Origin of the sequence: Paraglaciecola sp., from assembly GCF_039943935.1 — a bacterium.
In the GTDB taxonomy this organism is placed as follows: Bacteria; Pseudomonadota; Gammaproteobacteria; order Enterobacterales; family Alteromonadaceae; genus Paraglaciecola.
The window spans coordinates 214,787-227,741 of the sequence record NZ_JBDUZQ010000023.1 but is presented as its reverse complement, the minus strand read 5'-3'; the positions used below and the strand labels follow the sequence as shown (position 1 = coordinate 227,741).

Sequence of the window (12,955 nt, the reverse complement as noted above, 5' to 3'; positions counted from 1 at the left end):
TCACTGATAAATAATTAAATTCAATCATTCTTCCAATGAAATGGGAGTATTAGAGGACGGTATGTCTGAGCGTACAAACGCTAACCTTTTAGCTCAAAACAAAATTATCTTTTCTATCATATTAAGTTTTGCATGTTTGGCAATACTGCTAGCTGCCCCTATGGATTCTAGTGCTCAATTGCTTTCAGCGTGCGTTTTTCTAGTGGGTATGGCATTTGCCACAAGAGAAACAACCTTTTACCATAAGTATCGCCATGTATTTCGAATGTTTACCCTAATTATTGGTATTGCACTAACACTGCGTTATTTAATTTGGCGATCAACTAATACATTAACTGCTCCTGACTTGTTATCACTTATTGCAGTTTGGGCATTATTCTTAGCTGAAATTTATGCGGCGATCACCCATATACTTGGTTGTTTGGTTAATGCATTTCCATTAATTCGTCCAGAGTTAGATTTAAGCGAGTTTGACGAAGAGCAACTACCTAGTGTTGATATTATGGTGCCCTCATATAATGAAAGTGAAGATATTCTTGAAATCACTCTTCGCTCAGCGTTAATGCTGCATTACCCAAAAAATAAACTTAATGTACACCTTCTCGATGATGGAGGGACGTTACAAAAACGTAATCAATCTGATGAGAATAAAGCTAAAGAAGCCAAAGATAGATTCGCCGACCTAAATAAATTGTGTATACGACTAGGTGTACAATACCATACCCGAGAGAAAAATGAGTTCGCAAAAGCGGGAAACGTAAATAGTGCAATCGAAAATACCAATGGTGATCTGATTGTTATTTTGGATGCGGATCACGTGCCAACGGCTGACTTCCTTGATAAAACGGTTCCTTGGATGATCAAGAATGAAAAAGTTTTTCTGGTTCAGACCCCCCACTTTATGGCAAACCCTGATCCCGTGGAACGTAACTATTTCTCTGCATTTACTCGTATGCCATCTGAAAATGATATGTTTTATGGAACCATTCAAAAAGGGCTAGATTACTGGAGCTCTTCTTTTTTCTGTGGATCAGCCGCAGTCTTAAGACGCACACATTTAGGCTTGGTAGGCGGGATTTCTGGTGATTCAATTACAGAAGATGCAGAAACAGCATTTGATTTGCACAAATTAGGTTATGAATCTGTATATGTTGACCGACCTATGGTAAGTGGCCTTGCCACTGAAACTTTTGATGGATTTATTGTGCAACGGATGCGTTGGGCACAGGGTATGACACAGATACTGCTGCTTAAAAAACCCTTTTTAGAAAGTCGACTTTCTTGGTATCAGAGAGCCGGTTACATGAGCTCTATTCTGTTTTGGCTGTTTCCCTTTTCTCGCGTAGTATTTATGCTAATGCCACTAGCCTACCTGCTGCTTGATCTTCAAGTTTATCACGCATCTTTAATAGAAATTTTAGCATTTGCGGTGCCTCATGTTGTTGCGACTTATATGATATCAACTTTGCTGTTTGGCCGAACACGATGGCCATTGGTTTCTGAGCTTTACGAAATGTTGCAGTGTACCTTTACCCTTAAAGCGATTATCAAAGTTTTTATTAAGCCAAGAGAGCCTTCATTTGTTGTCACGCCTAAAGGTGAAAGCCTCGATAAAACCTTTATTTCCCCTTTGTCTAATGTGTTTTATTGGTTAACGGCTTTGCTTGCTATCGCAAATGTGGCAGGGCTTTACAGATTAATTAATGAGCCATTGACACGAGATTTAACGGTAGTGGTTTTACTTTGGAATAGTTTTAACCTAATCATGATGTTTGGGTTATTGAGTGTGTTAATTGAGAAGAAACAAATACGAACCCACTCTCGTTTGCCAGCCTTCGACCGAATGAGTTTGCTTGATAGTTTAGGTAATTCCTTTGAAGGGCATTTACTCGATTTATCTGTTGGTGGAGCCAAAATACAATTAGCTGTAACACCAACGATTAAAGTATCTGATACCCCTAAATTAGTTGGTTGGTCAGAGTCTGCGCAGGCAAAAGTGATACTGCCTTGTAATGTGAAGCAAGTTGATGAAGAGAAAAAGCAAGTACGTTTAGTATTTGCTCCAAAGTCTGAGCAGCAAATGAATGAAGTTATAGGGTATTCATTGGGTGACAGCAACCGCTGGAAATCGTTTCAGCGCCGCCGTACCAGAGAGATCCCTTATTGGTATGGGGTTAAACATGTTTTAAAAGTGAGTATGAAGCCATTTTTGACACATATTTACCTAGGGTTAAAACAATATAACAAAAAGTAATAGTCATAATCATTTTAAAAGAATAATTGAGGATAACGGTAAATGAAACAATACTTTTGGCAATTAACTGCTATTTGGTGTCTTACTTTTTCAGCACTATCTTATAGTGAAGAATCATACAAGCTGACCGAATTTTATGCAGGAGACAGTATCCTGAGGCTAGAAGGACAGAGTGCAGCAACCTCACTATCGATTCCTTTATCTTCGGCCCAAAAGGTCAAGTCTGCAAGTATTCATATAGAAGCAGTAAGCTCAATAGCACTGCAAGAAAATCGCTCATTGTTGAACGTACGGTTTAACAATGCCACGATAGCTCAAATACCATATTCTCCTCAACAGCCATTCATTAACGAGACTATCGTTATCCCGCAGTCATTATGGAGGGAGGGTTTTAATAATGTAACCTTCCAAGTAAGCCAACATTACAGTAATGTTTGTGAGGATAGCTCATCGCCTGAATTGTGGAGTGAAATCGACCTTTATAGATCTTCACTATTAATAGATACAGAGCATAGTGTTGAAAACTTGGCTATTAAGCACCTGTCTGGTCTGTTTTCGCCGGGAATTGGTGCGCAACGTAAGGTTACGTTAGCAAGCATACATGATGATAAGCAAGAAGTGACGACGCAGGCATTACCTATTGTTGCGCAAGGCTTAGCCCTTAGAAATGATTATCAACCCTTGATTGTAACTGCCACTTCAATCACTCCGCCTAATTTTCCGTCGCTTCCTGATGGATTTGATTGGACCGAAGCAAATAAGGCCAGCTATTTGAAAAGTAGTTTTTACCTTGATAGTAAAATAGAAGATATCATTCATGTAGTGGTTGCCACTAAGTCGGCACTGCAACCTTACGTGACTGATGCCACTTACTCTGCCATTCAAGGTGCTTATATTGGCATTGAAACGCAAGCTGCAGTGGTAGTAGAAGAAAACGTTATCATCCCACAATCACAACGATTAATTGTTAGTGGTACCAATGCTGAGGAAGTCAGCCTAGCAGCAAAAGCACTCGCCACCCTTAATGACGAGTTAAACCCCGATTCTGCCATAACGATATTAGAGCAAAGTGAGCTCTCTACTAGTAATTACGTTAGTACGCGAGCATTAAAACCAGATTATACATATACATTTGCTGAAACGGGTAATTCTGGAAATGACTTTAGAGGGCGTGGTGAATTTTTCAAAACAGTAAACTTAGATTTACCAGCAGATTTTTATTCACCTGAAAGCGCCACAGTAAAAGCTTTATTAGATTTTTCATATGGTGCTGGTATGGGGTTAGGGTCGGTAATGAATGTTTTAGTCAACGGTAAAATAGTGCACGGATTATCTCTTGATAACCCTAATGGTCAAGCCTTTAGTAAATACCGTTTAGACCTACCTGTAAGATACTTTAAGGCCGGTAGTAATACTATGGACTTTTCAATTGTACTACGGAGCCCACAATCTCAAACTAATTGCCATGAAATTCCAGGTTCACATTTAGCATTTCAATTACATGCTAGCTCTACTATTGAATTTCCAGAAGCTGGCAAGGTTGCAGCTCAGCCCGACTTGGCACTATTTGCAGATACGACCTTTCCGTTTACTTATGCCACAAGTGATATGCCTGCCACTATTTACTATGCGCAACCAGACATGCTTTCTGCTGCATTAACATTGACTGCAAAATCAGCACAAGCTTCTAAAACGCTAAATCCTAATATTTTACTTAAAGCTGGCGTACCACAAACACTGTCTACATTTGCTTTAGTTTTGACTCGGCCTGCGGATTTGAATGATGACCTGTTTGTTGATTACAACACAGCAGTATCTAATGTTAAAAAGTGGCCATATCAATTACAAAATACGTTACAAAATAGTGTTCAAGTTTCGTTAAAAGAAACCACAGACGCATTAATGACTATAAATGGAACTACTTTACAAAATAGTACCTTAGGGGATTTAGGCGTTTTGATAATGAAGGAAAACCCCAGTAGTAGTGAAACGGGCAGTGTTTTGATCATTGCTGCTGAAACGACAGATATTTTAACCGAAAGGGTATCAGAATTAGTTGGTTTAAATTTATGGGGGCAACTTGCAGGTGACTTTTTTGCATGGAGCAACCCTGAAAAACCAGATTTAACCATGCGTGTCTCTTCGAAATATCAACTTGGCGAAGCTACTAGCATATGGTTAGAACTTCGTATGTGGTTGTCAAATAACCCTATGTATTGGATTCTTGCTGTTTTAGCTTTAGTAATTAGTGGAAGCTGGTTATGTTATATAGCGTTAAAAGCTCGCAATAAGAATATAGAGTCATCATGGTAAGCATACGCTTTTATTTAAGCCTTTTAAGTATTTGTATGGTGCTATTTGCTAGCTGTAATCCACCACCTCAGAGTGCTTTTCAGAAAAGTTGGTCAAGCTATGTTGAACGCTTTTATCAAAGTGGTCGGATAGTCGATACAGGTAACAAAAATATAAGTCACAGTGAAGGGCAAGGTTATGGAATGCTCTTCGCTGTAGAGGCCGATGATCAAGAGCGGTTTGACGAAATGTGGGATTGGACTAAACGGGTATTGATGCGGCCAGACAACTTATTCAGCTGGCAATATACTCCCTGTGATGCGAATAACCGCACGTGTATTACGGATAAAAACAATGCCTCTGATGGAGAAATTTTACTCGCATGGGCACTATTGCGCGCGACTAAAAAATGGCAAGAAAAAAAGTACCAGAAAGCAGCGAATAAAATATTAATGGCATTTCAAGAAAAGCTTGTTATCGAGAGGTTTGATACAGCCTTAATTATACCTGGTGAGTACGGATTCAATAAAGATTCTACGACTCAAATTAATTTATCTTATTGGGTATTTCCTGCGCTGAAGGCATTTGATGCGTATTTTAAAAATCCATTATGGAACAAGTTGATTGAAAGCGGCCTAACGTTAATGGAAACGACACGGTTTGGTAGTACGCAGTTGAACCCTGATTGGACAATTCTCTCGGATAGCTCACCATCAATACAAGGGGCTATTTCACCTGACTATGGTTTTAATGCATGTAGGATCCCTCTTCACCTTGTCTGGATGGGAACAACTGATACTAAACTATTAGCGCCATATTTAACATTTTGGTCACAAAGCTTTGTACCAGCAACAGTAAATTTGTTAAACGATAACCCAGCGGAATATAGCTATACAGTTGGAATGCAAAGTATTCATGACGTCACAATGGCACTGGCTACTAATAAAACAGAGTTCTTGGCCCCGATTGTTGATAGTAAATCTGATTACTTTTCTGCGAGTTTAATTATGTTGTCTCACTTGGCATGGTTGGATAATCAACAATGAATAAATTTTATCCTTTACATAAAAATGTTTACTTACGCAGCTTGTTGATGGGCAGTTGCTTGTCTTTATTTCAAAGCTCGGTCATTGCTCAAAGTAGTGCCTCTCCGGATACGACTGGGGTTTGGTATCATATCAAGCAAACTCAAACTGCACTCGCAACTAATGAACTTGAGCGTTTACAACGTGAATTTCCCAATTGGCAGGTGCCAGTAGATTTGAGTACAGCAATAAAGGACATGAATACTGTCAAGGCTCCCGATACTGTTTATACTCATGAGCAAAAAATTAACGATCAAAATAATGCATTTTTAGGAAAAGTCGCAAGTTTAAATCCCAAAGATTGGGGCAGTCTTAGCGATTCACAATTTAGTAAATTTAGAGACTTAGTGGTAGACAAAGGTGACCCAAATCTAGATTTATTGGTTGGTTGGATATACTTAGCTAAACAACTACCGAAACAAGCTCTGGTTCAATTTGAGCTTATACATGAGCAACAACTTGATGAGGCTATTGTTGAAAAAGCTCAACAAGGTAAGCAAGCTGCACTCGAACAGTGGGTAAAATACACTATAGAAACAGGAAAAGTCTCAGAAATTAATGTTATTGAGGCTCAACATGATATTGATGATTTGCTCGATACTGCTGCATGGTCAGCCTTCGAAGCTCAGGATTATACGCAAGCTAAATTATTATTTGATTATCAAGAAAATAAATACGGCAGTACGCTAGCTCTAGAAAAGCAAGGTAAAATAAACGAAGCAACTTCGTTAGCTTGTTCCCATACAGAGCTTGAAGAACTTGCTACCTACTGCATTAATAGGCTCTCAGAGCGACAGCTTAATACGTATAACCAAAAAGCATTAAAACAAAGCCTACTCTATGCAGAACAGATGGAGAGTATTAAACCTCTAACATTGGGAGCCCTTGAACTCAAAGGTTGGACTCATTTTAAATTAGAAGAATATGACTTAGCGAGTGATGTATTTAGATCTTTACATTCTTCAAATAGGGAAAACAATGATTACTCTCAAGCTTTGTACACTGCTGTAAGCTTTTTACCAAAGCGTCAACAACTGGACTTTCGTAATCAATATCCTGCATTAGAATCTTATTTTAAAGTACAAAGTGCTCATTTAGCCACTGCCAGAAAACAATTTGATTTAGCCGCATCTGATTCTTCAAATGCCTATGAAAATCGTCAGGCTATATCTGTTTATACTGGCCTAAGGGGAAGTCAACGTTCAGGTGATGAGGGCTTGGGGAAATTTCACCAATTTAATTATTATCTTGGCTTTACAAAGTTGATTTCAGACTGGCGTTTAACAGCACGAATTGATTATGAGCAGCTCTATTCTGGTAGACCCGCTGAAGGAGCTTGGTTTGGCAGTGAGCGCTATTTAACAGAGCAAGGTTTTCACTCAGGAATAGAAGATAAAGGAGTTAGCGTCTCTGCATTTAAACAACAAGACGATTTTAATTTATACGCAGATATTAGATACCTTCTATTTGACCAACCTGCTGAAAACGACATCACAGGGCAGCTGGCTGGTGTTTGGTACATAGCAGATTTCACATTGGCTACCAGTGTTTATAAACTAAGAAAACAAGACAGTTTACTCAGTACTGCTGGAGTTAAAGCGCAAGATGGTAGTTATTTTGGTGGCGTCACATCAACTGGTATAAAGGGGTTGTTTGTTGCACCTATCAGCAGTAATTGGTCATTGGCGCTGAACGCTGAACATGCAAAATTATCGGGCCAAAATGTTACTGAGAATAGCATGAAAGCATTCGCTTTGAGTGCATCCTCTGATATGAAAAATAATATTAAATATGATCTAGATTATTTGCGCATTGGGCCGCGTATCAGCTATATCGACTATGAAAAAAACCAAAGTTTATTTACTGTGACCCACGGTGGTTATTTTAGTCCAAAAGACTATTTAAATTTCTCATTGTTTGCACAGCTTTTGACTAAAGAAGGGCATAATTGGCAAGTTAAGGCTGAGCTAGATCTCGGTTACTCACGGCTCTCAGAAGCTGCGACCTATAGATATTTGGATTCTGAAATAGAAGCTATCAATAGTTCAAAGAGTAGTGGTGTTAATGCTAACTTACGTGTTGAAGGCCAGTGGAGAATTGCTAAACACTGGGTGTTAGCTGGTGTTTTCATACAAGCTAATGCTGTGCAATATAATGCCACTTCCCTTGGCGTTCAAATTCGTTGGCAGCCTGGGCTCAAAAACGGGCTTACCAGTGATTGGTTGATAGACAACAATCCACTACAAACTGGATATGCTTTTTAAAGTCACAACGAGATACCAAAGTATCCCCTTAAGGAATCCACAGGTCCAGCGAGTGATATTTTGTAACTTCCACTCTTCGCTAACATTGGTATAGTCTATGTATTTTCTACTTTTTGTGCCGCCAGATCTAACAAATCCATGTATCGATTTTCGGCTAAGGTGATAGCAGATAAAGGTTTAGCCCAACAGGTACACTGGTAATCTACATTTAGCATTTCAGGCTCTTGTTCGATGACGATAGATAAATTTTTGGATTAGAAATGTCAGAGGAACCAATAGTTTCATTATTATCATTCCCACCTGAACAGCTAACTAATATAAAAGTTAGTAAAAAAGACTAGCGATTGGCATATTGAAACAAGCTTAACCTTTAACAGACCTTATCAATTCCTTGGTAATCAAGTATTTAATTTATCCCTATTTAAAAAGTACATAGTGCGAAAAGTAAACAAAGATAAGTACGTAAAGCATGAAGAAAGTATGGTGTATGTATATTCAGATAAGAATGCACACCCAATTAATGGCTATCTCACAACATTTAGATTTGCCGAAGATAAATACTGCCCCCTTTGTCGAATGGGTCCGTTTACACATGCAGTTGATTTGAAAAATCATCACTACACCCGCCTGCATAAAACACAGCAGCAATGCCATGATCTATGATCAGCATATTACCATTTACACTATTAGCACCTTTAAGGTCAGGTTTTAGTTTAATTTGACTCGATATACTTGTTATTAGTCAACCAACAACAGCCTGTCACTAATCAAGAAAAGAACCAGCTTAAGTTTAAGCATCTCAAGTTAATAGTGTATTATCCTCAAATAAAATCCAGCTAACTAAACTCACTTTATTATGAACAAACCCAGTGTGAACATTTGATGCTCAAGAGTTTAGTTAGTCACCGTATTTTTTTATAGGAGTTTTCATGAAATTTATCTTAATCATTATCGTAATTGCCGTTGCGGTACTTTACTTCAACCGAACCGCTGCTAATAAAAAATTAGCCATTGAAAACAAAGCAGCGGCGAAAGAGTTTTTAGGTGTTAACAAAACCGTTGTTGGGGTGCAAGAAACCCCGTCTGGCTTGCAGTATGAAGTGCTAAATAAAGGGGATGGCAAGATTAACCCCACTGCCCGTTCTAAAGTTAAAGTGCATTACCATGGCACTTTGTTAGATGGCACAGTATTCGATAGTTCAGTAGAGCGTGATTCACCTATCAGCTTTGGTTTAAATCAAGTTATAGCTGGTTGGACTGAGGGTGTGCAATTAATGGTTGTGGGCGATAAATTTAAGTTTTTTATCCCTGCAAACTTGGGCTATGGCGATAAGTCTACTGGCAAAATCACAGCAGGCTCTTTATTGATTTTTGAAGTAGAGCTACTAGAGATTCAATCGTAACAAGGTTGCCCATATAAGTGTTTGCTTATCACCAACCACAAATGTGGCCGTGCTTAGGATAGTTTTAACCAACATAACCATACAGCGCGGCCTACAATGTTAACTAACCTTACGTTTATTTTTTGCCTGTTTAAACAAAAAGCAATACAAGCATTAGACGCAAAACGTATTCGCAGGGAAGTTCTATATCAAAGCCAAAGCCTTAGCGGCATTTGGCCAGTGGTAATTACTGGGTTAGGTATCACCGCCAGAACGTGCATAGGGCGGCCAACGTCATTAACCACAATCAAAACCGCATTACTTGATATCGGAAATATCAATATTCAGGTTCACCGCTCTCAAGATTTACACAATGATAAACGCGAGAGTTTGATTAGTTTAATGACAGACACAATCAATTTGGCAAACACAAGCCCATTGCTTAAATATTCCGTTATTACGGTACTGCTATTTATATACAGATTAAAACATCATCTAAGCTGAGGCGAGATTTTGGTAGCCTTGCATTGTAATCTTCTTCGGGGTGACGATAGCCAATAGCTAATGCAAGCTCACACTGGTAACCGTTCAGTTCGGTTGCAAACTCACTGTTGACCAACTCGATATCGATTCCCTCCATTGACGTTGAATCTATTTTAAGCCTTGCTAATGTATGCAGCGTATTGCCAAAAGCTAAGTAAGTCTGGGCTTTTGTCCATGTACTGGTGTCTCCCGCCTCATCAGTATTGAGTTCGGCAAAAACGAAGGCGCCAAAAGCACTTTCTCGGGCTTCACGCTTGGTTCGTTTGTCTTCAATTGCTTTATCTACAACCTCTGCATAGTGAGCCCGAGTATACTGAGGGTTATGTGCAAACAATATTATGTGCGAGCTATCAAACACGTGAGGTTGGTTAAATGTATGCTTATTAGTAAATGTGCTGCTCATGCGTTTTTTGGCTTCATTGCTTTCTATTACAACAAACCTCCAAGGCTGTGAATTAATAGACGAGGGCGACAACCGCATAGCTTCAAATAAAACACTAAGATCAGCTGGAGAAACCTTTCGAGTTTTATCGTATTTTTTTACCGTATAACGTTGTTGCAGATCTTTAACAATTACGTGAGTCATTAGAAATTCCTGTTGGTGTGATGATGACAGGAATATTATGATGCTAACATTCGTTAAAACAAGTACGCACATCAATGTACTATACTTACCAAAAGTATACTAAAGGAGTGATTTATGAAGCACGAAGATTACAGCTGTAGCTTTGGATGTTCAGTTGAGGTGGCAATTGAGGCGATAGGCGGCAAATGGAAAGGAGTCATCTTGCATCACTTAACAACATCTGAGTACAGACGCTTCAACGAACTCACACGGTTAATGCCAAAAGTCACGCAAAGAATGCTAACCAAACAATTACGTGAATTAGAGAAAGACGAAATAGTGCTAAGAACGGTGTACGCAGAGGTTCCGCCCAGAGTTGAATACCGTTTAACGTCTTTTGGACAAACACTTAAACCTATCCTGGCAGAACTAGAACAATGGGGCGCACAGTACCTTAAAAAGTTTTCACAAAACCGAGCTGATAGTTAGTCCACCTTCACAGTACCAACCTTTTCTTATTTACTTTGTGTGGATGTCTTTTGAAATCTAGATGTGATGCTTTTACAGTCAATGGAAGGGGCCTTGCCTTGTTCATGTGGTTTTAGCGTGAAGTTAATAGATATTCAATAAGCTAATCATCCCCTCTCCTATTCAATAAGAGTTAGAGTTAGAGTTAGAGTTAGAGTTATAGTTATAGTTAGTATTGTAACTTACCCTTTTTTATACACAAAAAATGCCGCTTAATACTAGAGGCAAATTTTATTATTCTACCCCTATATGTTGTCATCAGTTACTGCATGTATAGATAGCGCACTCGATGGATGGGGATTTATAAGAACTCTTTCTTACCCAGTTGCCCCGTATATTAAACAAGGAGCGTTAGTAAAAGTACTGCCCGAATATGAAGCTAAGGCAATTCCCGTTCACTTGCTTCACAATGAGCAAAGCTTAAACTCTACTAAAATTAGGGCTTTTAAATAGCTTATGTTAAATGCGATCAAAGCCACTGAGTACTTAAGATAATACCAATACCTATCTTGTTGCGTTTAGAATCATAATAGCAAACCCCAAACGCACTATTTCTAAGACGTTTAAAAGCTTGGTTAGGTAGTTCAAGAAAACTTTCTAAGCAGTGTGCAGCCTGTCGATTTGATTATTTACATCTGACAAGTGCCCTGTTTTCATCCAGATTTTTGCCCCTTCTGAGCCTGCTTGTGCCTTGATAGTTGAGCCTATTGGTAAGCGCAACCAGCTGTGCTTTTTAAGCCGGTCTGTGTTTTCTAGTACACTTCCTTGTAGTACAAATAACTCAGCACCATTTGCAACACTTTGTTGATACACAGTGTTGGGATCAAGGTATAACACACTGACTTCTTCGTAATCGTCTTTAAATAGTGATGCTACCGCTACACCGGGCATGTTTTCATCAGCTTGAGGCGCGGCGTTATCCATCTGAATATTAATATGAGTTCTGTCGTTAGGCTGAAACTGCCACAGTTTTACAAATATAATACAGCCTTCATCTGAGCCGGGTTGATGGCTAGATTGAGGCGGGTTACGTACATAAGTGCCTGCAGGAAAATCGCCATGCTCATCTTGAAATACGCCTTCTAGTACAATAAATTCTTCGCCGCCTGTGTGTACATGAGGTGAAAAACTACTTTTAGGGGCATATTTTACAATACTTGTGGCACGGGCCACTTCGTTACCCACTCGCTCTAGCATGCGCCTTTCTACACCTCGCATAGGTGATGTAAGCCAAGGTAAAGATTCAGAGTGCACTAACGCTCTTTGTTTAAAATCTGCAGCTATTTTCATCATTTACCTCTTAATTTATCCTGCTATGTATTATCAATTTGTATCAAGCTAGGGGCTACTGCGCCATTAATAATATGAAACTAAGTTTGGTTGCTAACTATGGTTGAAAAAAAAAGTCATAACCAAAGAAGGCCGGCATGTAGCCGACCTGACCAGTATGACTTAATAACATTAGGTCATATGAAAAAAGCATAGTTTGTTTCCATCTAGATCATAAACGTAGCCACCATAAAAGAAATCGAAACGCTGCCCTGGTTCACCGGCATCTGTTGCGCCTAATTCAATCGCCTTATTATAAAGTGCTTGAGCACCTTCAATAGAGCCACCTGGAATAGCAACTTGTTGACCATTACCCGCCGTTTGTGGGTTGTTGTCGTAAGGCGTACACACTGCCAACATAGCACCGCCCGCTTCTGTCCCGTAAAACTTGATACGGTCCATTTCCATTAATCTTGTGCCATCAACTAACGCTAATAGCCCATCATAAAATGCTACTGCTTTGTCTAGGTCTTTTGAACCAATTGTAGTGTATCCGATCATGTTGAAACCCTCTTATTTGAAGTTTGATTGTTACTGCATATTTGCAAGTAATTCGTTTATCACCTTGCAAATACATTGTGTTTTGAACGCAGCAAACGATACCTACCTACCAGAAGGTAGTCAATTTATTTTTAACAAATCAACTTAAAATAGAACATAAACCATTGATTAATAATGAATTTAAAATTCATAAAAATATAAACGAAAATTCA

General features: G+C 39.0%; 11 protein-coding genes. 8 read left to right on the top strand and 3 right to left on the bottom strand.

What is annotated here, in order from left to right; translation table 11 throughout:
- Positions 1-61 precede the first annotated feature (61 nt).
- The 7 genes from bcsA (at position 62) to ABJD71_RS15855 (ending at position 9,781) form a co-directional block, all read left to right on the top strand.
- The gene (bcsA, locus tag ABJD71_RS15885; protein WP_348171593.1) at positions 62-2,254 is read left to right on the top strand and encodes a UDP-forming cellulose synthase catalytic subunit; all 2,193 of its coding nucleotides are present in this window, start codon (positions 62-64) and stop codon (positions 2,252-2,254) included.
- A 42-nt stretch (positions 2,255-2,296) separates the two neighbouring features.
- Positions 2,297-4,567, top strand: a complete 2,271-nt coding sequence (locus ABJD71_RS15880; RefSeq protein WP_348171590.1) for a cellulose biosynthesis cyclic di-GMP-binding regulatory protein BcsB — start codon at positions 2,297-2,299, stop codon at positions 4,565-4,567.
- Positions 4,561-5,592, top strand: coding sequence for a glycosyl hydrolase family 8 (locus tag ABJD71_RS15875; protein WP_348171587.1), 1,032 nt, complete (start codon positions 4,561-4,563; stop codon positions 5,590-5,592). Before ABJD71_RS15880 ends, ABJD71_RS15875 begins: the two co-directional genes overlap by 7 nt.
- Positions 5,589-7,895 carry a cellulose synthase subunit BcsC-related outer membrane protein gene (locus tag ABJD71_RS15870; RefSeq protein ID WP_348171584.1) on the top strand — a complete coding sequence of 769 codons (2,307 nt, stop codon included), beginning with the start codon at positions 5,589-5,591 and terminating at the stop codon, positions 7,893-7,895. Before ABJD71_RS15875 ends, ABJD71_RS15870 begins: the two co-directional genes overlap by 4 nt.
- 435 nt (positions 7,896-8,330) lie before the next feature.
- Complete coding sequence (locus ABJD71_RS15865; protein WP_348171581.1) at positions 8,331-8,558, top strand: hypothetical protein; 228 nt, start codon at positions 8,331-8,333, stop codon at positions 8,556-8,558.
- Positions 8,559-8,824: 266 nt separating this feature from the next.
- Positions 8,825-9,298 carry an FKBP-type peptidyl-prolyl cis-trans isomerase gene (locus ABJD71_RS15860; RefSeq protein WP_348171578.1) on the top strand — a complete coding sequence of 158 codons (474 nt, stop codon included), beginning with the start codon at positions 8,825-8,827 and terminating at the stop codon, positions 9,296-9,298.
- A gap of 96 nt (positions 9,299-9,394) precedes the next feature.
- Complete coding sequence (locus tag ABJD71_RS15855) at positions 9,395-9,781, top strand: hypothetical protein (RefSeq protein ID WP_348171575.1); 387 nt, start codon at positions 9,395-9,397, stop codon at positions 9,779-9,781.
- Here the strand turns inward: ABJD71_RS15855 and ABJD71_RS15850 are convergent.
- Positions 9,750-10,406, bottom strand: coding sequence for a nitroreductase family protein (locus ABJD71_RS15850; RefSeq protein WP_348171572.1), 657 nt, complete (start codon positions 10,404-10,406; stop codon positions 9,750-9,752). The genes ABJD71_RS15855 and ABJD71_RS15850 overlap by 32 nt on opposite strands.
- A gap of 114 nt (positions 10,407-10,520) precedes the next feature.
- Between ABJD71_RS15850 and ABJD71_RS15845 the strand changes: the two genes are divergently transcribed.
- A complete protein-coding gene (locus ABJD71_RS15845; protein ID WP_348171569.1) occupies positions 10,521-10,874 on the top strand; it encodes a helix-turn-helix domain-containing protein in 354 nt (117 codons plus the stop codon).
- Between the two features lie 636 nt (positions 10,875-11,510).
- Here the strand turns inward: ABJD71_RS15845 and ABJD71_RS15840 are convergent.
- Positions 11,511-12,203, bottom strand: a complete 693-nt coding sequence (locus ABJD71_RS15840) for a cupin domain-containing protein (protein WP_348171954.1) — start codon at positions 12,201-12,203, stop codon at positions 11,511-11,513.
- A 171-nt stretch (positions 12,204-12,374) separates the two neighbouring features.
- Entirely contained in the window at positions 12,375-12,743 is a 369-nt protein-coding gene (locus ABJD71_RS15835; protein WP_348171565.1) for a VOC family protein, read from the bottom strand.
- Between the last annotated feature and the right edge of the window lie 212 nt (positions 12,744-12,955).

What these genes read in the sequence shown, in the direction of transcription:
- bcsA (WP_348171593.1), top strand. Translation starts at nt 62, where the DNA reads ATGTCTGAGCGTACAAACGCTAACCTTTTAGCTCAAAACAAAATTATC.
- ABJD71_RS15880 (WP_348171590.1), top strand. Translation starts at nt 2,297, where the DNA reads ATGAAACAATACTTTTGGCAATTAACTGCTATTTGGTGTCTTACTTTT.
- ABJD71_RS15875 (WP_348171587.1), top strand. Translation starts at nt 4,561, where the DNA reads ATGGTAAGCATACGCTTTTATTTAAGCCTTTTAAGTATTTGTATGGTG.
- ABJD71_RS15870 (WP_348171584.1), top strand. Translation starts at nt 5,589, where the DNA reads ATGAATAAATTTTATCCTTTACATAAAAATGTTTACTTACGCAGCTTG.
- ABJD71_RS15860 (WP_348171578.1), top strand. Translation starts at nt 8,825, where the DNA reads ATGAAATTTATCTTAATCATTATCGTAATTGCCGTTGCGGTACTTTAC.
- ABJD71_RS15855 (WP_348171575.1), top strand. Translation starts at nt 9,395, where the DNA reads ATGTTAACTAACCTTACGTTTATTTTTTGCCTGTTTAAACAAAAAGCA.
- ABJD71_RS15850 (WP_348171572.1), bottom strand. Translation starts at nt 10,406, where the DNA reads ATGACTCACGTAATTGTTAAAGATCTGCAACAACGTTATACGGTAAAA.
- ABJD71_RS15845 (WP_348171569.1), top strand. Translation starts at nt 10,521, where the DNA reads ATGAAGCACGAAGATTACAGCTGTAGCTTTGGATGTTCAGTTGAGGTG.
- ABJD71_RS15840 (WP_348171954.1), bottom strand. Translation starts at nt 12,203, where the DNA reads ATGAAAATAGCTGCAGATTTTAAACAAAGAGCGTTAGTGCACTCTGAA.
- ABJD71_RS15835 (WP_348171565.1), bottom strand. Translation starts at nt 12,743, where the DNA reads ATGATCGGATACACTACAATTGGTTCAAAAGACCTAGACAAAGCAGTA.